Origin of the sequence: Microbacterium sp. CCNWLW134 (assembly GCF_037083565.1) — a bacterium.
Taxonomy (GTDB): domain Bacteria; phylum Actinomycetota; class Actinomycetes; order Actinomycetales; family Microbacteriaceae; genus Microbacterium.
The window spans coordinates 495,062-512,951 of record NZ_JBAOJU010000002.1; the positions used below are offsets into that span (position 1 = coordinate 495,062).

25 protein-coding genes and 1 pseudogene are annotated in these 17,890 nt (G+C 68.2%); 12 read left to right on the plus strand and 14 right to left on the minus strand.

Features of this window, described 5'->3' with window-relative positions:
• From V6S02_RS12940 to V6S02_RS16975, 3 genes are all read right to left on the minus strand, one after another.
• Entirely contained in the window at positions 1-1,299 is a 1,299-nt protein-coding gene (locus tag V6S02_RS12940) for an ABC transporter permease (RefSeq protein WP_124292253.1), read from the minus strand.
• Entirely contained in the window at positions 1,296-2,015 is a 720-nt protein-coding gene (locus V6S02_RS12945) for an ABC transporter ATP-binding protein (protein ID WP_336401175.1), read from the minus strand. Before V6S02_RS12945 ends, V6S02_RS12940 begins: the two co-directional genes overlap by 4 nt.
• A gap of 250 nt (positions 2,016-2,265) precedes the next feature.
• Positions 2,266-2,496 (minus strand): hypothetical protein, encoded by a 231-nt coding sequence (locus V6S02_RS16975; RefSeq protein ID WP_442927942.1) that lies wholly within the window; start codon positions 2,494-2,496, stop codon positions 2,266-2,268.
• A 47-nt stretch (positions 2,497-2,543) separates the two neighbouring features.
• Between V6S02_RS16975 and V6S02_RS12950 the strand changes: the two are divergent.
• A pseudogene (locus V6S02_RS12950) lies at positions 2,544-2,717 on the plus strand (aldo/keto reductase); the annotation flags it as partial.
• Between the two features lie 59 nt (positions 2,718-2,776).
• Here the strand turns inward: V6S02_RS12950 and V6S02_RS12955 are convergent.
• Positions 2,777-3,370: a TetR/AcrR family transcriptional regulator gene (locus V6S02_RS12955; protein ID WP_336401176.1), complete on the minus strand. Its 594-nt coding sequence runs from the start codon at positions 3,368-3,370 to the stop codon at positions 2,777-2,779.
• Positions 3,371-3,467: 97 nt separating this feature from the next.
• Between V6S02_RS12955 and V6S02_RS12960 the strand changes: the two genes are divergently transcribed.
• From V6S02_RS12960 to V6S02_RS12970, 3 genes are all read left to right on the plus strand, one after another.
• Entirely contained in the window at positions 3,468-4,256 is a 789-nt protein-coding gene (locus V6S02_RS12960) for an SDR family NAD(P)-dependent oxidoreductase (RefSeq protein WP_336401177.1), read from the plus strand.
• A gap of 25 nt (positions 4,257-4,281) precedes the next feature.
• Positions 4,282-5,517 (plus strand): NAD(P)/FAD-dependent oxidoreductase, encoded by a 1,236-nt coding sequence (locus V6S02_RS12965; RefSeq protein WP_336401178.1) that lies wholly within the window; start codon positions 4,282-4,284, stop codon positions 5,515-5,517.
• 72 nt (positions 5,518-5,589) lie between these two features.
• Positions 5,590-6,117: a DUF1269 domain-containing protein gene (locus V6S02_RS12970; protein WP_124292255.1), complete on the plus strand. Its 528-nt coding sequence runs from the start codon at positions 5,590-5,592 to the stop codon at positions 6,115-6,117.
• A 79-nt stretch (positions 6,118-6,196) separates the two neighbouring features.
• Here the strand turns inward: V6S02_RS12970 and pdxH are convergent, their stop codons facing one another.
• The 7 genes from pdxH to V6S02_RS13005 form a co-directional block, all read right to left on the minus strand.
• Positions 6,197-6,844 (minus strand): pyridoxamine 5'-phosphate oxidase, encoded by a 648-nt coding sequence (pdxH, locus tag V6S02_RS12975; RefSeq protein WP_336401179.1) that lies wholly within the window; start codon positions 6,842-6,844, stop codon positions 6,197-6,199.
• Positions 6,845-6,887: 43 nt separating this feature from the next.
• A complete protein-coding gene (locus V6S02_RS12980) occupies positions 6,888-7,139 on the minus strand; it encodes a hypothetical protein (protein WP_336401180.1) in 252 nt (83 codons plus the stop codon).
• Positions 7,139-7,471 carry a DUF7882 family protein gene (locus V6S02_RS12985; protein WP_141935431.1) on the minus strand — a complete coding sequence of 111 codons (333 nt, stop codon included), beginning with the start codon at positions 7,469-7,471 and terminating at the stop codon, positions 7,139-7,141. The genes V6S02_RS12980 and V6S02_RS12985 overlap by 1 nt, the downstream gene beginning before the upstream one ends.
• Before the next feature lie 120 nt (positions 7,472-7,591).
• The gene (locus tag V6S02_RS12990) at positions 7,592-7,900 is read right to left on the minus strand and encodes a hypothetical protein (RefSeq protein ID WP_336401181.1); all 309 of its coding nucleotides are present in this window, start codon (positions 7,898-7,900) and stop codon (positions 7,592-7,594) included.
• A 101-nt stretch (positions 7,901-8,001) separates the two neighbouring features.
• Positions 8,002-8,562: a DUF3618 domain-containing protein gene (locus V6S02_RS12995; RefSeq protein WP_336401182.1), complete on the minus strand. Its 561-nt coding sequence runs from the start codon at positions 8,560-8,562 to the stop codon at positions 8,002-8,004.
• Positions 8,559-8,972 (minus strand): phage holin family protein, encoded by a 414-nt coding sequence (locus tag V6S02_RS13000; protein WP_141935425.1) that lies wholly within the window; start codon positions 8,970-8,972, stop codon positions 8,559-8,561. The genes V6S02_RS12995 and V6S02_RS13000 overlap by 4 nt, the downstream gene beginning before the upstream one ends.
• Positions 8,950-9,690: a hypothetical protein gene (locus V6S02_RS13005; protein ID WP_336401183.1), complete on the minus strand. Its 741-nt coding sequence runs from the start codon at positions 9,688-9,690 to the stop codon at positions 8,950-8,952. Before V6S02_RS13005 ends, V6S02_RS13000 begins: the two co-directional genes overlap by 23 nt.
• Before the next feature lie 211 nt (positions 9,691-9,901).
• On the opposite strand from V6S02_RS13005, the gene V6S02_RS13010 reads away from it, so the two are divergent.
• The gene (locus tag V6S02_RS13010; protein ID WP_336401184.1) at positions 9,902-10,564 is read left to right on the plus strand and encodes a hypothetical protein; all 663 of its coding nucleotides are present in this window, start codon (positions 9,902-9,904) and stop codon (positions 10,562-10,564) included.
• Between the two features lie 4 nt (positions 10,565-10,568).
• Positions 10,569-11,291: a DUF72 domain-containing protein gene (locus tag V6S02_RS13015; protein WP_336401185.1), complete on the plus strand. Its 723-nt coding sequence runs from the start codon at positions 10,569-10,571 to the stop codon at positions 11,289-11,291.
• On the opposite strand, the gene V6S02_RS13020 is transcribed toward V6S02_RS13015, so the two are convergent.
• Positions 11,277-12,344: a YihY/virulence factor BrkB family protein gene (locus V6S02_RS13020; protein ID WP_336401186.1), complete on the minus strand. Its 1,068-nt coding sequence runs from the start codon at positions 12,342-12,344 to the stop codon at positions 11,277-11,279. The two genes, V6S02_RS13015 and V6S02_RS13020, sit on opposite strands and share 15 nt — an antisense overlap.
• 197 nt (positions 12,345-12,541) lie before the next feature.
• Between V6S02_RS13020 and V6S02_RS13025 the strand changes: the two genes are divergently transcribed.
• From V6S02_RS13025 to V6S02_RS13035, 3 genes are read left to right on the plus strand one after another with little or no spacing between them, the layout of a single operon-like run.
• Positions 12,542-13,489 (plus strand): SDR family NAD(P)-dependent oxidoreductase, encoded by a 948-nt coding sequence (locus V6S02_RS13025; RefSeq protein WP_336401187.1) that lies wholly within the window; start codon positions 12,542-12,544, stop codon positions 13,487-13,489.
• A gap of 11 nt (positions 13,490-13,500) precedes the next feature.
• Complete coding sequence (locus V6S02_RS13030) at positions 13,501-13,989, plus strand: hypothetical protein (protein ID WP_336401188.1); 489 nt, start codon at positions 13,501-13,503, stop codon at positions 13,987-13,989.
• Positions 13,986-14,966: a cation diffusion facilitator family transporter gene (locus tag V6S02_RS13035; protein WP_336401189.1), complete on the plus strand. Its 981-nt coding sequence runs from the start codon at positions 13,986-13,988 to the stop codon at positions 14,964-14,966. Before V6S02_RS13030 ends, V6S02_RS13035 begins: the two co-directional genes overlap by 4 nt.
• A gap of 32 nt (positions 14,967-14,998) precedes the next feature.
• Here V6S02_RS13035 and V6S02_RS13040 read toward each other — a convergent pair whose 3' ends face one another.
• On the minus strand, positions 14,999-15,919 hold the full coding sequence (locus V6S02_RS13040; RefSeq protein WP_336401190.1) for a LysR family transcriptional regulator: 921 nt from the start codon (positions 15,917-15,919) through the stop codon (positions 14,999-15,001).
• A gap of 131 nt (positions 15,920-16,050) precedes the next feature.
• Between V6S02_RS13040 and V6S02_RS13045 the strand changes: the two genes are divergently transcribed.
• Together V6S02_RS13045 and V6S02_RS13050 are read left to right on the plus strand one after the other, a co-directional pair.
• The gene (locus V6S02_RS13045) at positions 16,051-16,173 is read left to right on the plus strand and encodes a hypothetical protein (protein WP_276310444.1); all 123 of its coding nucleotides are present in this window, start codon (positions 16,051-16,053) and stop codon (positions 16,171-16,173) included.
• Positions 16,174-16,256: 83 nt separating this feature from the next.
• Positions 16,257-16,796 (plus strand): YaeQ family protein, encoded by a 540-nt coding sequence (locus V6S02_RS13050; RefSeq protein ID WP_124292258.1) that lies wholly within the window; start codon positions 16,257-16,259, stop codon positions 16,794-16,796.
• A 21-nt stretch (positions 16,797-16,817) separates the two neighbouring features.
• Here V6S02_RS13050 and V6S02_RS13055 read toward each other — a convergent pair whose 3' ends face one another.
• On the minus strand, positions 16,818-17,261 hold the full coding sequence (locus tag V6S02_RS13055; RefSeq protein WP_336401191.1) for a YbhB/YbcL family Raf kinase inhibitor-like protein: 444 nt from the start codon (positions 17,259-17,261) through the stop codon (positions 16,818-16,820).
• Between the two features lie 197 nt (positions 17,262-17,458).
• Between V6S02_RS13055 and V6S02_RS13060 the strand changes: the two genes are divergently transcribed.
• Positions 17,459-17,890, plus strand: a complete 432-nt coding sequence (locus V6S02_RS13060) for a DUF6325 family protein (RefSeq protein WP_124292260.1) — start codon at positions 17,459-17,461, stop codon at positions 17,888-17,890.

The window sequence follows — 17,890 nt, forward strand, 5'->3', positions numbered from 1 at the left end:
TCACTCGTACCGAAGCGACTCGATGGGGTCCTGCCTGGCGGCTCGGCGGGCGGGGAGCACGCCGGAGAGGAACGCGATGAGCATGATGATGACGATGACGCCGATCACGTTCGCAGGGGTGAACAGAAGGATCTGCAGTCCGGGGAGCGCGGAGAGCACGGTGTCGGCGAGGGCGACGGACAGCACCGAGCCCAGTCCGATCGCAACCACGGCGCCGATCACCGAGCCGAGGAATCCGATGAAGACAGCCTCGAGGCTGAACAGGGTGAAGACCCGGGCGTTGGACATGCCCATGGCCTTCATGAGGCCGATCTCGCGGGTTCGTTCCTGCACGCTCATCAGCAGGGTGTTGATGATGCCGAAGGATGCCGCGACGAGCGCGACCACCGCGAAGGCGTTGAGCACCCCGATGATGCCGTTGATGATGGTCTGGACGATGCCCAGCTGATCTTCGATCGTCTGCCCAGCGAGGTCTGCGTCGGCGAGGTCGTCCTTCACCCGCTGAATCTCCTCCGCCGTAACGGTCTCGCCGTCCTCCGGCTGGAGCTGCGCGACCGCGAGCGGCCACGCGTCGGGGGCTCCGTCCGCCGACTGGGCATCGGCGATGACCGTCGTGAGCGCCGAGTTGGCGCCGGCGCCCGCGGCGAAGAGGCTCTCGCGAGCGACGCCCACGACGGTGGCCGTCACCTCCTGTTCCTGCTGTGCCGCGTCGGTGTAGCCGAGGGTCACGGTCTCGCCGATCGACTCCTCGGCGGTACTGAAGCCCAGCGCGTCGACGAACTCCTCGGGCAGCACGATCTGATCTTGCGAGCTTTCCTGATCGAGCTGTTCGCCGGCGACGAGGTCACTCTGGCCGATGGAGGATGTCGGGTTGATGTCGATCTCGTAGCGCGTGTCGGAGGAGGAGTCCGACTCGGCGATCCAGTCGACGGTCACCCCGCTGATCGCTTCGACGTTGCGGACGCCGTCGATCTGCTCGATCGCGTCGATGTCGTCGCTGTTGAGCAGGGTGCCGGATGTCAGCGGGTTGCCGGCGGCGCCCTGCTGGCGGCCGTCGGGGTCGTACTCGGTCGGGCCGTCGCCGGTGTCGACGGTGGCCGCGGGACTGACGAGCAGGATGTCGCCGTCGCTGAGCGTGGCCACCTGGCGTTCGACGTAGTCGTTCACGCCGGCCCCGAGGGCGGTGGTGAGGGTCAGCGTGAAGGCGCCGACGAAGAGGCTCAGAACGGTGAGGGTGGTGCGCAGCTTGCTGCGGAAAGCATTCTTCGACGCCATCCTCACGATGTCGGTGGTCTTCATGCCGCCACCCCCGTTCGGGCGACGATCTGTCCGTCGGCGATCGTCACGGCGCTGTCGCAGCGCGCGGCGAGGTCGGGGTCGTGGGTGACCACGACGAGGGTGATGCCGCGATCACGCTGAAGACCAAACAAGATGTCTTCGACCTGGGCCCCCGTGGCGGTATCGAGGTTGCCGGTGGGCTCGTCGGCGAAGATCACTGACGGGTCGTTCACGAGGGCCCGGGCGATCACCACGCGCTGCTTCTGTCCGCCCGACAGGTCGTTGGCGCGGTTCTTGGCCTTGTCGGCCAGGCCGAGCGCCTCGAGAGAGGCCATCGTGCGCTCGCGCCGCTCGGGCGCGGGCATTCCGGCGATCACGAGCGGCAGGCTCACGTTCTCGAACACCGTCTGGCCGGCGGTGAGGAAGAACTGCTGGAACACGAACCCGAACGTCTTGTTGCGCAGCGGGTTCAGCTCACCCGCCCGCAACCGTGAGGCGGGACGGCCTTCCACCTCGACATCACCGGTGGTCGGTTTGTCCAGGAGCGCCAGCAGGTGCATCAGCGTCGACTTGCCCGACCCCGACTTCCCGACGATCGCGACCGAGCGGCCGCGTTCCACGCTCAGATCGACACCGCGCAGCGCGGTGAACGCCGACTCCCCCTTCCCATACGTCCGGGTCAAGGATCTCGCCCTGAGGACCGCCGGCTGCGCGCCGGCGCCATCCGCTTCTGACATGGCAACCTGCCTTCCTGTCTCTAATGTGCAGTGACTGCAGACTAATCCATACGAACTGCAGAAAACAATGCAGAGACTGAAAGTAGGTTATGAGAATCGTCGGCGGACTCATCGCGCGCGTCGGACCGCCGCTCGGTCGTCGCTGCGGCAGTCATCCGCACGCGCGGCACGGCATGACCGGCACGGCTGTCGCTGAGCCTCCACCTCGGTCGGCTGAGTCAGCCGTCGGCGAGGTGTGATGTCTAGGCGGTCACGCCGTCGGTGCGCTCGAGGCCATCCGCCCGGCGGCGTCGTCAGGCACCGCGAGAAACCGATCGAGGAGTTCGATGTCCGCGCCCGCATCTCGGAGGCGGCTGCCTATCGCACGGCGGGCGCGGCGGTAGGGAAGCGGGGTCGCTCGCAGCAGCGACTCCCGATTGGCGTGGTCGAGCAGCGCTGAGAGTTCGAAGGCGGTCTGCGCAGGTTCGTCGGACAGGTTCAGCTCGTGCTTTTCCTGAGCGAGGCGAAGTGATGCGGTGAGGTAGCCCTCCCACTATCGCGATCGCCACGGCGTGGATCACGCGTCGTCCCGCAGACATGCAGGTCGTTCTGGGCACGACGGCGGCGGAGCGTGTGCGCGGGGCGGCCCTCGGCTCGGACCTCCCCCTCAGTCGGGCGGAATGGTACGAGCTCTTTCGTGCAGCGGGACACGTCGTGCCCTGAGCGGCGAGAGCTCTGTCGGTCAGACGCCGGTGATCGTCGGGCGCGGAGAGTGGCCGTGGTCAGACGGTTCCTCCCATCCCCTTCCACAGCACCTCGAGCGTTGCGTCGAGGACGGCCGCCGGAGAGGTGCCATCCATCCCCTGCGGTCCGGCGAGAGCGCTCACCCCGTGAACGGCCGCGAGAGCCACCTGCGCACGTGCGACGGAGTCTCCGGGAGGCAGCTGGTTCTGCTCCACGGCGTCATCGAGGACCGCGAGGAGCGGAAGCAACGAGCTTCGCCCCGCATCCGAGACGGACGAATCCGAGTCGTCCGCGATCTTCCGGGAGTACATCAGGTCGAGCAGTCGCGTCCGCTCCGTCGCGAATGCGAGGTAGGTGTCGGCCAGAGCGTGCAATCGCTCCTGGGGCCGGCGCGGCTCCGAGGAGCGAGCGGCATCCTGCAATGCCGTCGCGAGAAGGTCGAACCCGCCGACGGCGAGGGCGTTGAGGAGGTCGGCCCGAGTGCGGAAGTGACGGGCGGGCGCGGCGTGGGAGACGCCGAGATCTCGAGCGAGCTGACGAAGCGACACAGCCTCGGCGCCTTGATCGACCACGACCGACTGCGCCCGCGACAAAAGGGCATCGCGCAGGGATGGGCGCTCCGAAGCGTTCATGCCCGAAGCCTAACCCGATGTAGGCATTGACAACAATGGCCGCGACATGTCAATGTAGGCACTGACAACATGTAGGCATTGACAACAAGGACAGACCGTGACACTTTCTTTCTCCTCCTCCACCGCCCTCATCACGGGCGCCAGTTCCGGGCTCGGTGCCGAGTTCGCGCGCGTCCTCGCTGGGCGTGGGGCCGATCTCGTCCTCGTGGCCCGTCGTCGGGAACGGATGGATGCCCTCGCCGACGCCGTCCGACGGGCCCACGGTGTCCATGTGCGGGTGCACACTGCGGACCTCAGCGATCCTTCGAGCTGGGACGGGGTGAAGGCCTATACCGATGCGGAAGGGCTCTCCATCTCGACCCTCATCAACAACGCAGGTTTCGCGACCTACGGCCCGCTCGTCGAGGCGCGAGCCAGGCGCACGGATGACCAGGTCCAGGTGAATGTCGCCGCCCTCACCGCACTGACCCGGCTCTACCTGCCGGACCTGGTCGCCCGCGGCGGCGGCGCACTTGTCAATGTCGCCAGCACCGCGGCGTTCCAGCCGGTACCGTCGATGGCCGTCTACGGAGCGACGAAGGCGTACGTCAAGAGCTTCACGGCCGCACTGGCCTGGGAGACCCGGGGGAGCGGACTGCGGGTCACCGCGCTCTGCCCTGGAGCCACGAAAACGGAGTTCTTCGACGTGGTCGGCACCGAGGACGCGAAGGTCGGCAACTACGAAACTCCGGAACAGGTGGTCGCCACGGCAATGCGGGCTTTGGACAGCCGGCGGACGCCTCCTGTCGTGGTCTCGGGTGCGAACAACCGTCTGGGGGCGTTCGTGGGTCGGCTCGCGCCGCTCCGTCTGTCTCTGCCGCTCACAGCGTCGCTGATGGGACGATGACCGGGGTCGGGGGAAGAGTATGAGTGTGACACCGCGCATCGCCATCGTCGGAGCAGGAATCGTCGGCACCGCGCTGGCTTGGGAGCTCGCGCGCGGAGGAGCGACCGTCACCGTGCTCGACTCCTTCCGGGGTGAGTCGTCGGGATCGACGGCCTTCGCGCCGGGGTTCATCGGTGTGTACAACGACGCCCCCGCGCTGACAGCCCTTGCCGGCACGTCGGTCGATCGCTATCGCTCCTTCGCGAACGCGTTCTCGGTGCGGGGCGGCTGGGAGCTCGCCACGAGCGACGCCGGCGCCGCCCACCTCGAGGATCGCGTCGCCGCGGCCCGAGAGGCCGGTCTCGATGCGCGGCTGCACGCTCTCCCGGACGATCGTGCTCTCCCCTCCTTCGTCGACCCTCGCGGTGTCATCACCGGCGCGCACTACGCCGGCGACGCGTCGGCGGACCCAGCGATCCTGCGCCGCGAGATTCAGCGCGCCGCCACCGCACAGGGTGCGGTTTTCCGTCACGGGCAGACTGCGCAGCGGATGACGCGCGAGAGCGGGCTCTGGCGGATCCAGACCGAGCGGGCCGATACCACAGTCGACGCGGACCACCTGGTCCTCGCCACAGGGGTCTGGTCCCCGGAGGCGAACGACAGGGTCGGTATCGACCTGCCCATCTACCCCGTCGCCCACCCCTATGTCTATGCCGCCCCGAACGCACCTCGGGTGGAACCCGGGCCCTTCGTTCGCTGGCCGGAGCACCACGTCTATGCTCGTGCGCACGGCGACACACTGGGAATCGGTACGTATGATCACCCGCCCGTGCGTGTTGCGCGCGGTGACCTGGCGGCGGGCGCCGGGCTCGAATGGCGAGCCGACTTCGACTCGGCTGTCACCCGAGCTCAGCAGCGACTTCGTCCCGAAGCCCGCTTCGTCCCCTCACGCCGCGTCAACGGTGTCTTCGCGATGACGCCCGATAATCTTCCGTTTCTCGGCCCGCACGCTCGGCAACCGCGTCTCTGGGTTGCACAGGCGATCTGGGTCACGCACGCGGGCGGGGCTGCCGCCGAGCTGTCCGCGGCCATCCTGCGGGGCGGGTCGCTGCGGTCCGAGTTCGCCGCCGACCGATTCGAGGGGCGACCTGAGCGGGAACTTCGCGATGCCGCCCTGCGGCTCTATCGGGACATCTACGCCAACGACGCATCCTCAACGCCCGTCGTCGGTTCCGCGACTTCATCCTCCGAGGGTGAGGCGACGGCGCCGGACGGGTCGTAGCGTCGCTTCGTCCTCGGCGCCACACCACCGGTCGGTGGTCGGCTGCCTCGGAGATCGATCGAAGGAGAAGCGATGAGCACGAAGAACCTCGCACTGGTCGTCGGATCGTATGACGACACCGCGCAAGCATCGGAGGACTATCAGGCGCTGCGGAGCGGTCAGGACTCCGGGGGGTACGAGATCATCGGTGCCGTGGTGCTCACCCGTGACGAAGACGGCAAAGTCCAGGTCAAAGAGCATGGCGACAAGTCGGTCGGCCGAGGTGCGGCCATCGGCGCCGGTGCGGGAGTCGTGGTGGGCCTGTTCGCTCCACCCCTGCTCGCCGCCACGGCGGTGGGCGCGGGAATCGGAGCGATCCTGGGGAAGATCAAGAAGAACCGCGAGGAGAAGCAGTTCGGCGTCGACGTCGACGAGTACCTCAGTCCCGGCACATCAGCCGTGATCGCCGTCGTCGACGACACGTGGGCCGATCGCGTCGAGAAGGCCCTGGTCCGCTCCGACAAGCGCATCAGCAAGGCCATCGACTCCGACGACTACGACCGGCTCCGCAGGGCGATCGAAGAGTCAGCCGACGACGTCGTGCAGCAGATCAACTCCTGAGGTCCTTGCGTCCGGGGTCGCGTCAGCTCAAGTGAGCGATCGGTCCGCCCGGCCGGCAGACGTGCCGCAGGCGCCGGCGCTATGGCTGCAGTCGTTCGACGCTCCAGTCACCAAGGGATTCGTCACGGGTGAACACCAGCCGGTCGTGGAGGCGCGACGTGCGGCCCTGCCAGAACTCGATCCGTCGAGGGCGCAGCCGGTAGCCGCCCCAACGCGCGGGACGAGGCACCTCGCGCCCCTTGGGGAAGGCCGCCTCGACCTCCGCCACGCGCGCGTCGAGCTCGGCGCGCGATCCGATCGGCTGCGACTGCGCGCTCGCCGTTCCCGCCACGCGCGACCCATGCGGCCGCGACGCCCAATAGGCGTCCGACTCCGCGTCGTCGACAGCCGCCACCTCGCCGGTGACGTTCACCTGCCGGTGCAGCGTGTACCAGGGGAAGAGGAGGGTCGCGACGGGGTGCGCCGCAAGGGCTCGGCCTTTCCTCGACAACCGGTCGGTGTAGAACACGAAGCCGTCGGCGTCCACGGCGCGCAGCAGCACGGTCCGGCTCGACGGTGTGCCGTCGGCGTCGACGGTGCCGAGCACCATCGCGTTCGGCTCGTAGACACCGCGCGCCGCGGCATCCTCCAACCAGACTGAGAACTGCACGATCGGATCGTCCGCGACATCCGATTCCCTCAGGCTCTCGGCGCCGTAATCCGTGTGTCGGGCGAGCGGATCGGTCACAGCATCGACCCTAAGCGATCCCACAACCATGGCGGCTGCCGGATCACGACCCCAGACTCGTCACTGTCGCATCAGCCTCAGGCTCCTCCGGCGGATCCGGAATCGGCACCACAGCGATCGGGATGCCAGGACCGATGAACAGGAGTGCCTCTCGCCGCTCACCCTCCCCGTCATTGGCGGTCAGCCATCCGCCTCCGTCGGCCACGGCCTGGGTGATCTCCCGCGTCAGATCCTCGGGGGTGCGACCGCCGACGCTGAAGAGCTGGCCGCCGTAAATGAGGTCGATGCGTTTCATCAGATTGTTCCTGCCTCGTCGAGCCGGAGCTGGTCGGTCTGGGGTTCGGGAACGATGTACAGCCCCGTCGGCGCGTTGGCCGTGTATGCAAGGGCCTCGATCCATGCGCGATTGATCGCCGGGCGACGGCTGCCGTAGAACTTGTAGACGATCGAACACCGCGGGTGCACCCACACCGTGGTGCGGCCGTCGCCGATGCTGCTGTCGTCCTTCCAGGTGAAGTTGAACGCTTCGCCTCGTCGCAGTTTGGCAGCAATCACCATCTGCAGATGCAGAAGAAGACGATCCTCGAAATCGACTTTGACGAGGCCGTCATAGATGAATTTTCCCACCGGGCACCTCCTGGGTTTCGGTGTTCGTCGGGTTGGGGGGTGCTCCCCACGCTGAACTCCGGGTGGTGCCGTGGCAACATGCTTGACCGGCGAGCGCCCAGGATGCTACGGGCGGGCTCGTCAGAAGTCGTCCTCGCCGTATCCCACATCGTCGTCATGCATCATGTCCGGCCACTCCGCGACGGATGGCTGCAGACGGCTGGTACGTCGCTGAAGCTCCTCGACGAGCTCGGGATCGTCGATTTCGACGATCGGCTCCGCGACCGGGGTCGAATACAGCTGGCTTGCCGGACCGATCAGGAAGTGGGCCGATCCTTGTGACCCGCCTTCTTCGAGGACGGGGATCGATACGACATCCGATGTGTGGGTGTCGGCAAGCGCGCGGGCGTAGCGCAACAAGGCCTTGCTCACCTCGTCCGAGGTCAGCACGTAACCGCCTGAATAGTGAAGTCGTCGCAATGTCCTCATCTCCTTGACGACGGATGGTGCCGGGTCGGTTGTGCCCGGCACCATCCGGGTTGTCGTCGGCCTCAGTCCGCCACGTGCTGGCGGGACGCGTCGGCTTGGCCCTTGACTTCCGCCGTTGCGGAAGCGGTCTCGTCCTTCAACGCGCCCACCGATTCGGCAGCGGATTCTTTCACCGCGGCTGCCGCTTCTTTGGCCGGCTCGCGCAGGTGCGCCCCCGCCTCCTTGGCGACCTCGGTCACCTCGTCGACGAGCGGCTGCGCCTTCTCTTTGACCGTGTCGGCGAGCTCTCTCTCCTTCGCCGAGGCCGGGACCAGCGACGCCGCCAGGAGTCCAGCGCCGAACGCGATGAGGCCTACCGCCAACGGATTTCCTTCGGCCTTCGCCGCGGCACGGTGGGTCGCCGACCCGATCGCCCCGCCCGCGTCCGACAGGGTCGAGCCGGCATCATCCGCGGCTCCCATGATGCGATCGCGCACCGACCCGACGGCGTCCTTGACGGCGCTCGTACGTCGTTCCATGATCTTCGCCGGCGACACCTTGTCGGCCAAGGCGTCGACGTCGCCGCCGAGCTCGCGCCTCGTGCGCTCGATGTCGGCGCGGATCGCTTCCGGTGAATCGCTCATCGGTTCTCCTCATTCCTTCTCAGCGTTTCAGGGATCTCCTTCAGGGTCTCCACGGTCTGCGGAGCACCCTGGACCTTCTTCATCTCGCCGCGTCCGACGGCGAACAAGACCAGCGCGATGGCCGCCCAGATCACCGCGACGATCACGGCCGCCCAGCCTCCGTCGACGAGCAGCGAGAGCGCCCACCACAGCGCCACCGACAGGAAGAAGATCGCCATCATCGCGGCGTACGCAGCGCCGCCCAGCTCACCCGCACCCTTGGCGGTCTTGCCGGCTGACTCCTTCAACTCGGCTTTGGCCAGGGCCACTTCCTGACGCATCAGCGTCGACAGGTCTCTCGTCACCTCGCCCAGCAGGTCGCCGAGCGATGTCGTGGCCGCTTTCTGCTCAGACGGAGTAGGGCCGCTCATCGCCGTCCTCCCTCATCGACGTGGCAGCTGTCGGCGCTGTCGCACCTGCCGTCGACTGCGCGTAGATCGGAGTCTCCTCCGCGACCGACAGCTCTTCGTCGGCGCTGCCGACCGGCGGCGTCATGAGCGCCGCGTCACCGGCCGGCTGCGCGGGCGGTGCACTGACCGCTGGAGCGGCATTCGACGTCTTCGCCTCGGCCGCATTGGTCGCGAGTGCCCTGGTAAGGCGGCCCACCACCACGCCTGCGATCGCCGCGCTCAGGATGAACACACCCGGGCGGCGCCTGGCGAAGCGCTTGACCTCGTTCAGCACATCGGCCGGCTCTCGCTCGCTGAGCCAATCCGACGCCAGCGACACCCGCGTCGACACCTGGCGCACCAGATCCGCAGCAAGAGAATCGGATGCTGCGCCGTCGGCCATGCTCTGGAGGTCGCCACCGACCGTGCGAAGGCCGCCGGCCACCCGCTCCTGCTGAGTACGGGCCTGATCCTTCAGCTCCTGCTGAGACTGGGCGAACAGGTCCTTGGCCTGGTACTTCGCTTCGTGGACGACGGACGAGGCCTCGTGCTTCGCCGTGTCGACGACGCTTTTCGCCTGGTCGCCGGCGGTGTGCGCGAGATCCGATGCCTCGCGCTTGGCCGTGTCGACGGTGCTCGGTGAGCCCATCGACCCGCCACTGTTCAGTCCCGACACGCTCGTGTCGTCGTAGTTCGACATCGCTCTTCCTTTCCAACCCGCTCGATCCGAACGGGGTGATCGCCATTCCTACGCATCGCGGTGGGAACGCAGATCCCCCTTGCCAAATCGGGGCGCGATCGCTAACCGCACGCGCGAGTGAGGCGCGCAGCGCGGGCGGGAGAGTACGACGGCGCACGTGAACCCGCAACCCCGGAGACGAACACAGACGCCGCTCGCTACCGTCCCGGCCATGACCTCTCACACCGATGCCCGCGACGGCTACGGCGACGACCGCCGCGAGACGCGACCCGCCGATGACCGGTCGGCTCCAGCCGCACGGAGCGACGACGTGCTCGCTCGGGAACGCGAGCGCTTCGGCGGGATGAAGTTCGGGTCGGCTTTCTTCGGCTGGCTCACCGCGACCGGGACCGCAGTGCTGTTGACGGCGCTGGTCGCCGCGATCGCCGGGGCCGTCGGAGTCGAGACCGGCGCGGTGGACGACGCCGCCGATGCCGCGGCGTCGATCCCGGTGTCGGCAACGGTGATCAGCGCGATCCTTCTCGCGCTCGTGCTGCTGATCGCCTACTTCGCCGGTGGCTACGTCGCCGGGCGGATGGCGCGCTTCAGCGGAGCAAAACAGGGGATCGCCGTGTGGATCTGGGCGATCGTCATCGCCGTCGTGGTCGCGATCATCACCGCGATCGCGGGCAGCCAATGGGACTTCCTGGCTGCGCTCGACAGCTTCCCGCGCATCCCGGTCACCCCCGAAACAGCAACCCTCACCGGCATCCTCACGGCCATCGGTGCGGCGATCATCGCTCTCATCGGAGCAGTCCTCGGAGGGATGGCGGGTATGCGGTTCCACCGCCGGGTCGATCGTGTGGGACTCGGTGGCGTGACCGCCGCACACTAGATCGATGGCGTGGATCGGAACGTCGGGATGGAGCTACGACCACTGGAACGGTGTGCTCTACCCGCCGGGCCTGGCCTCCCGCAATCGGCTCGCGTACTACGTCGGGCAGTTCGACACGGTCGAGGTCAACGCAACTTTCTACCACTGGCCGCGGGACGCGACGTTCACCGGGTGGCGGGAGCGGAGCCCCGCGGGATTCCAGATGTCGGTGAAGGCGCCGCGAGGGCTCACTCACGGCCGGAAGCTGCGCCAGCCCGAGGTGTGGCTGGAACGTATGGCGAGAGGGCTCCATGCGCTCGCCGACTGCCGCGGACCCCTCCTCATACAGCTGCCGCCCGAGATGGGGCGGGACGACGAGCGCCTCGATCGATTCCTGCGGCAGACCCCGACGTGGATGCGGCCGGTCGTGGAATTCCGTCACCCGTCGTGGCATCACGACGACGTGTTCGCGATGCTCGAACGTCGAGGCGCGGCATACTGCGTCATGAGCGGGGCGGGGCTCGCGTGCGTCCTCCGTGCCACGGCGCCCTTCGTCTACGTCCGGCTCCACGGGCCCGACACCGGCGCGCTCTACGCCGGTTCGTACTCGGACGCCGACCTGTCGTGGTGGGCCGCACGCATTCGTGAGTGGGAGGTGCAGGGGAGGGAGGTGTACGCCTACTTCAACAACGACGGCGCCGGCCACGCCGTCCGGAACGCGCGAACGCTTCGGTCACTTCTCGGGTGACGGGCCGGCTACGGTGCGAAGACGACGGCCCTCTTCGATGTCCTGACGGTCCTTCTGGGCGGCCTTCTCGCTCTTCCGGGTGTCGCGCGGCGGCAATTGGATGTCCTCCTCGGCGGCGATCCCGCCCTGCAGCTGGCGGCCTCGCTCGAGCTCCGCATCGAACTCGGCGCCGAAGAGCAGCGCGAGATTGGCGATCCACAGCCAGAGCAGGAAGACGATCACGCCGGCGAGCGACCCGTACGTGCGGTCGTAATTGGAGAAGTTCGCGACGTAGAAGGCGAAGCCGGTCGTGGCGAGCACCAGCACCACGATCGCCAGCAAGGCGCCGATGCTGAGCCATCGGAACTTCGGCTGCTTTGCGTTGGGCGTCGCGTAGTAGAGGATCGCCACCATCAGCACCACGATGAAGGCCAGCACCGGCCACTTCGCGATCGACCACACCGTCTGGACGACCTCGCCGAGGCCGAGGGCCTCGCCGACCGCCTCCGTCACCGGCCCCGAGACGACCAGGATGATCACGCAGACGACGATCAGCGCGATACCGATCACAGTGATGAGCAGCTGACTGGGCTTCAGCTTCCAGAACGGGCGACCTTCGTCGATCTCGTATATGCGGTTCATCGCCCGGCTGAACGCCCCGACATACCCGGACGCCGACCAGACGGCCAGGAGGAGGCCGGTGACCAGCGCGAATCCTGCGGCCGGTGATCCGGCGAGCTGTTCGATCGGGCCTCGGAGCGCTTCCGCGGTCTCCCCAGGAGCGACCTGGTCGACGATGCCGAGCACCGTGGTCGCCGCGGCATCCCCCTGTCCGACCACGCCCAGGAGCGAGAAGATCGCCACGAGACCGGGGAAGATCGACAGCACCGAGTAGTAGGTGAGGGCGGCTGCGATGTCGGTGCACTGATCAGACGAGAATTCTCGCGCGGTCTTGCCGATCACGTACTTCCATGAGCGCTTGTGAAGATCGTCGGGCGAATCCGGTTTGCCCGGCGCTTCCGGATCGGGCGCAGACGCGTTCGCTCGGTCGTGCGCCGAAGTGTCGGTGGTCATGAGGTTCTCCCGGCGTCGGTGTGCGGAAGCAGCATTCTTCGGCGGGGGACGTGGAACGCGGACGGGCCTTGATTTCGGCCGAGCGCGGCGCTATGCGCGGGCGGGAAGAAGAGGATGCCGCGACGCGACCACTAGCCATGTCGTCGTCGTCTGGCAAGGCCCGTGACGGGGTCGGGAGAGGTGCGCACGATGGGGTCGTGAACGAGCACGGGCAGCTGCGGGGAAAGACCATCGTCGTAACCGGCGCCACGACGGGGGTCGGACGCGGAGTCGCATGGGAGGCGGCCAGAGCGGGTGCGAACGTCGTCATAGCGGCTCGGCGCCAGCAGGAGCTCGATGAGTTGGTCGCCTGCGTCACCGCTGCCGGGGGCGTCGCCGTCGCCGTGGCGACCGATGTGAGCGATGCCTCCGCGGTCGAACGGCTCGCGGCTGCAGCCGCATCGCGCTTCGGTGGAATCGATGTGTGGGTCAACAACGTCGGGATCGGCGCACTGGGGCCATTCTGGGACGTGCCGGTCGTCGATCACGCGCGTGTGATCGACGTCAATGTCTGCGGAATGATTTACGGGGCGCACGCCGCCCTCCGACAGTTCCGAGCGCAGGCCGGCGGCGGGGTTCTCATCAATCTGGGCTCGGTCGAGAGCGCTGCACCTCTGGCTTACCAGGCCTCGTATGCGGCGTCGAAGGCTGCGGTCACCGCCCTCGGGCGCACCCTCCGCCAAGAGCTGCGGCTGTCGGGCGACCACCGGCGCATCCGTGTGAGCACGATCCTCCCGTGGGCGCTCGACACCCCGTTCTGGAACCGCTCCGGCAATCGCACCGGTCATTCGCTGCGCATGGCGGCGATGAGCAGTCCGCGACCCGTCGTCGATGCCATCGTCCGTTCCTGCGTGCAGCCCCGACCGTGGCGGCCGGTCGGACCCAAAGCGCGATTCGCCCTCGTGGCTGCACGCCTCGCCCCGGGGGCGGTCGATCGGGTATCAGCGCGGATTGCCGGCGTCGAAGCGCGGCTCGGCGATGCGGCCGCCCACACACCGGGGGCCATCCACGAGCCGACGGTGACAGGCGCGACGGTGACCGGTGGCGTCCGGGCCCGCATGCGCCGGGAGAACCGCTCCGGACCGCTCCGTCTTCTGGGCCTGTGAAAGGAGTCGTCATGCACACACGAAGAGCGTTCGCGAGCGCGGCCCTCGGCGTCATCGTGCTCCTCGCGGGGTGCGGCCAGCCGCTCATGCCGGCCGACCCCGACGGCACCCTGGTCGACGTGCAGGGCGACGTGCTGCATGCCGGTGTCACACCGAACGGCGACCTGTTGGATGTCGCAGGCGACGAGCCGCAGGGCGACGAGGCCGACGCGATCCGCGCGTTCGCCGCGTCGCTCGACGCCGACGTGGACTGGACCGTCGGCCCGGACGAGACGCTCGTGCGCGGTCTCGAGGACGGGACCCTCGACCTCGTGGCGGGCGGCATCACCGACCAGACCCCCTGGACCGATAAGGCGGGCGTGACCCGCGCGTATCGCGAAGTCGTCGACGACCAGGGGCGTACGCACCTGCTCGTCATGCTCGTTCCCCTCGGTGAGAACGCCTTCCTCTCCGAGCTCGAGCGCTTCCTCTCCGATCACGTCGAACTGGGCGACCGATGACCGGCCAGACGGTGCGGTTCGGACATACCGAGCTGCCCGACCGTCAGCGCGAGGTGCTGCGGCGGGCGATCCGCCTCGAGTGGATCACCATCGGGTTCCTCGTCGTATCGGTCACCCTGGTCGGGCTCGTCCTCGGCAACTCGCAGGCGATGAAGGCCGCATGGATCGAAGACCTCCTGTCCTTCCTGCCGCCGATCGCCTTCCTCGTGGCGGTGCGGGTCAGTCGCACCCTCCCGAGCGCGAAGCATCCCTACGGTCAGCACCGCTCGGTCGCGATCGGACACCTCGTGGCTGCGGTCGCGCTGACGACGATGGGCACGTACCTCATCGTGGACTCCGCGCTCGGTCTCATCCTGCTCGAGCATCCGACGATCGGAACTGTCGAGGTCTTCGGCCTGACGTTCTGGCTCGGCTGGCTCATGATCGGCGTCATGGCCGCGATCGCGCTCCCGCCGGTGTTCATCGGGCGCGCGAAGATGCGCCTCGCTGAAGAGCTGCACGACAAGGTGCTGTATGCCGACGCCGACATGAACAAGGCCGACTGGATGACCGCGGTCGGATCCATCGTCGGTGTCACCGGCATCGGCCTCGGGATCTGGTGGCTGGACGGCGCCGCCGCCGTCTTCATCGCCGCCAGCATCCTCTGGGATGGTCTGCGCAACATGGGGGCGGCAGTGACCGACCTGATGGACGCCCGCGCCACCACCTTCGACGACAAGAAGCCGCATCCGGTGGCGATCGCCGTCGACGACTACCTCCGGAGCCTGAGGTGGGTGGATGACGCGGGCAGCCGCGTGCGCGACGAGGGCCATGTGTTCCACATCGAAGCCTTCGTCGTTCCACGGAAGGGGAGGTCGCCGTCGCTCGATACCCTCGAGGAAGCCCGCCGGGCCTGCATCGACCTGGACTGGAAGGTGCAGGACATCGTCGTGGTTCCGGTGCGCGAACTCCCCGAAGTCGTCGACCACCGCCGGTGACGCGCCTTCGCCTGACGACCCGACGGGGGGAGTCAGGATGCCGCGTGAGCCGCTTCGATCTCGGCGGCCTTCGACTGGAGGATGGAGAGGACGGTGCGCACCGCGAGGCGCTCGGCGGTGTCGGGACGCAGCAGTGCGACGATGTCTCGCTCGGAATCCACCCCGCGCAGGGGCTTGAGGATCACCCGTCCCGGGTCGATCCCGCCCGAGGTGGAGCGGGGGATGAGGGAGACTCCGAAGCCCGCGGCCACGAACGCTTCGACCATTCGCAGATCGCTGATGCGTTGGAAGATCGTCGCCCTTCGCCCCGCGGCTTCCTCGATGTCGTGGAGGATGCGTTCGAACGGGAACCCGATGGGCACCCCGATCCACGGTTCGTCGACCACGTCTGCGGCGGTGAGGTAGCTGCGGCCCGCGAGCCGGTGATCGGCCGGGAGGGCGATGTCGAGTGCCTCGGTCATGAGCGGGACCACCCGAAGGCCGCGCCCACCCCAGGCACGCGCACCGCGCAGGGAATGGGCCAGCACGATGTCGTAGTCAGCGGTGAGCGAGGGGAAGTCCAAGAGCTCGTGGTCCCCGTCCGCGCACGACAGGATCAGCCCGGGGGTGCGCGACACCTCCTGCAGGACGCCCGGCAGCAGCACCTGGCCCGCCGAGGGGAAGGTGGCCAGGCGGACCTCGCCGCTCGGGTGATTGCGGAACTCGTCCCAGAGGGCGGTGGCGCGCTCGAGTGCGACGGCCACCTCTCCGGCGCTGCGAGCCAGCGCGTGGCCGGCGCTGGTGAGCTGGATGCCGCGCCCGACGCGCTCGGTGAGGGGGAGGCCCGCCTCGCGCTCGAGCACCTTGAGCTGCTGCGAGACCGCCGACGGGGTGCGGTGCGTGGCGGCGGCGACCGCGGTGATGCTGCCGCGTTCCGCCAGCTCGCGAAGAAGGTCCAGTCGTCGCACATCCATGAAGCAAAGCTACAATGACATTACAGAACTGTGCGCTTGTGCTGAAAGGTCGACGGACCGAGGATAAGAGAGTCGAGTAAGAGCAACGGGGCTCGTCGTACATCGACGTTCACTGTCTGAAAGGTCCGACCATGGTCGTCTTCCTCGCGCTCCTCGCTGCCACCGCCGTCGCCGCCATCGCCGGCGCGGTCTCGCTCACCGTCACCGACGGGTACGGCCGCGTGCCGGCCCGCTCCTACGCCCGCGCCATCTGAACCCGACGCGCGCGACCCTTCCCCACGAGTCGTCGCGCGCGACCGCTCGGTGCAGGCGTGCCCGCACCGTAGGCTTGACGACCATGGCCGCCGGCGCAGTGATGCACACCTTCGAGGTGCAGCTGGCGGATGTCGATCGCGGTGTCTACGACGAGGTGACGGTGCGCGCAGCGCGTCATCCGTCCGAGACCGACGCGTACATGGTCACCCGGGTGCTGGCCTACCTGCTCGAGTACGAAGAGGGCGTCGCCTTCAGCGGCGGGATCTCGTCCACCGAGGAACCCGCCGTGCTGATCCGCGACGCGACCGGTCGCATCACGGCGTGGATCGAAGTCGGGGCGCCTGACGCCGGGCGCCTGCACTTCGGCAGCAAGCTCGCCGACCGCACCACCGTGTACACCCACCGTGATCCGGCGAAGGTGCGGGCGGGAGTGGCGGGCAAGACGATCCACCGCGCCGACGACATCGTGCTGCACAGCTTCGACCCGGGCTTCATCGACGCCGCCGTCGCAGCCCTCGCCCGGCGCAACACCGTGACCCTGTCGGTGACCGAGCGCCAGCTCTACCTCGACCTCAACGGCACCGCCCTGAGTTCCGCGATCCACGACGAGCCGCTCGTCTGAGCGGCCGGAGTGGGATCCGCCTCAGCGCTGGAAGTGCCCGACGAACCGGTTCTGCTCGATGACGGCGTCGGCGTAGTCGCGCAGGAACTCCTCGCGACGGGGTGTGCCCGTCACCTCACGGTCGAGCGCGTACACCCAGAAGTAGTAGTGGTGACGGCCGTGTCCCTGCGGCGGCTGCGGTCCGTACCATCCGGTCTTTCCCGCGTCGTTGGGGCCCGTGGTCGCGGCGGCGGTGTCGACGGTCTGGTCCACCGGCGGCAGGCCGTAGAGCACCCAGTGCGTGAAGCCGTTCGGCAGCGGCGCGTCGGGGTCGTGCGAGATCACGACCACCTCGCGAGTGCCCTCCGGCACCCCGGTGATCTCCAACCGCGGCACGTCGTTGCCGCCGTCGGCAGAGAAACGCTCGGGAACGTCTCCCAGGTCGGGGATGTCGGGGCTCGAGATCGCGAGTTTGTCGATACGCATGCATACATCCTGCCCTCGGAGGGATGCCGCGGGCCCGGCGAGTGCAGATCACTCCCCGTTCTCTCAGGCGACGTCGACGCAGCTCTCGGAATCTGAGGATGGCGCCCGGCACCCGCTCCGCGAGAGGATGGCGGTGATCCCGAGGGCCGTGTGTCGCTGACTGCCGCGCGCCCCGGCGCGACGAGAGAGGACACCCGATGGTCGAGTTCCGGTACGGGCCGGTGGAGCTGTATCTGGTCGGCTTCGACAGCGATCGGCCGCACCCCGACGCCGTGGCGGCGCTGCGCGAGATCATCGAGTCGGGCGTCGTGCGCCTGCTCGACCTGGTCGTCCTGCGCAAGTCCGCCGAAGGCGACATCGAGATGATCGAGGTCGAAGAGCAGAACGCCCTCGGCATCGACGGCATCGAGCTGTTCGCCGCGGGCCTGACCGCGTCGGAGGACATCGATGAACTCGCCGAGCTCATCGCGCCCGGCAGCTCGGCCGTGCTCGTGGCACTGGAGATGACCTACGTGCGTGCGCTCGCCGAGAAGGTGGCGCAGAGCGGCGGCACGGTGCTCACGGCCGAGCGCATCCCCGCCCCGGTCGTCAACGCCGTGGCCGACATGATCGACGCAGAGGAGAACTGA

What these genes read in the sequence shown, in the direction of transcription:
- V6S02_RS12940 (WP_124292253.1), bottom strand. Translation starts at nt 1,299, where the DNA reads ATGAAGACCACCGACATCGTGAGGATGGCGTCGAAGAATGCTTTCCGC.
- V6S02_RS12945 (WP_336401175.1), bottom strand. Translation starts at nt 2,015, where the DNA reads ATGTCAGAAGCGGATGGCGCCGGCGCGCAGCCGGCGGTCCTCAGGGCG.
- V6S02_RS12955 (WP_336401176.1), bottom strand. Translation starts at nt 3,370, where the DNA reads ATGAACGCTTCGGAGCGCCCATCCCTGCGCGATGCCCTTTTGTCGCGG.
- V6S02_RS12970 (WP_124292255.1), top strand. Translation starts at nt 5,590, where the DNA reads ATGAGCACGAAGAACCTCGCACTGGTCGTCGGATCGTATGACGACACC.
- V6S02_RS12980 (WP_336401180.1), bottom strand. Translation starts at nt 7,139, where the DNA reads ATGAAACGCATCGACCTCATTTACGGCGGCCAGCTCTTCAGCGTCGGC.
- V6S02_RS12995 (WP_336401182.1), bottom strand. Translation starts at nt 8,562, where the DNA reads ATGAGCGATTCACCGGAAGCGATCCGCGCCGACATCGAGCGCACGAGG.
- V6S02_RS13000 (WP_141935425.1), bottom strand. Translation starts at nt 8,972, where the DNA reads ATGAGCGGCCCTACTCCGTCTGAGCAGAAAGCGGCCACGACATCGCTC.
- V6S02_RS13005 (WP_336401183.1), bottom strand. Translation starts at nt 9,690, where the DNA reads ATGTCGAACTACGACGACACGAGCGTGTCGGGACTGAACAGTGGCGGG.
- V6S02_RS13010 (WP_336401184.1), top strand. Translation starts at nt 9,902, where the DNA reads ATGACCTCTCACACCGATGCCCGCGACGGCTACGGCGACGACCGCCGC.
- V6S02_RS13015 (WP_336401185.1), top strand. Translation starts at nt 10,569, where the DNA reads ATGGCGTGGATCGGAACGTCGGGATGGAGCTACGACCACTGGAACGGT.
- V6S02_RS13020 (WP_336401186.1), bottom strand. Translation starts at nt 12,344, where the DNA reads ATGACCACCGACACTTCGGCGCACGACCGAGCGAACGCGTCTGCGCCC.
- V6S02_RS13030 (WP_336401188.1), top strand. Translation starts at nt 13,501, where the DNA reads ATGCACACACGAAGAGCGTTCGCGAGCGCGGCCCTCGGCGTCATCGTG.
- V6S02_RS13035 (WP_336401189.1), top strand. Translation starts at nt 13,986, where the DNA reads ATGACCGGCCAGACGGTGCGGTTCGGACATACCGAGCTGCCCGACCGT.
- V6S02_RS13040 (WP_336401190.1), bottom strand. Translation starts at nt 15,919, where the DNA reads ATGGATGTGCGACGACTGGACCTTCTTCGCGAGCTGGCGGAACGCGGC.
- V6S02_RS13045 (WP_276310444.1), top strand. Translation starts at nt 16,051, where the DNA reads ATGGTCGTCTTCCTCGCGCTCCTCGCTGCCACCGCCGTCGCCGCCATC.
- V6S02_RS13050 (WP_124292258.1), top strand. Translation starts at nt 16,257, where the DNA reads ATGGCCGCCGGCGCAGTGATGCACACCTTCGAGGTGCAGCTGGCGGAT.
- V6S02_RS13055 (WP_336401191.1), bottom strand. Translation starts at nt 17,261, where the DNA reads ATGCGTATCGACAAACTCGCGATCTCGAGCCCCGACATCCCCGACCTG.
- V6S02_RS13060 (WP_124292260.1), top strand. Translation starts at nt 17,459, where the DNA reads ATGGTCGAGTTCCGGTACGGGCCGGTGGAGCTGTATCTGGTCGGCTTC.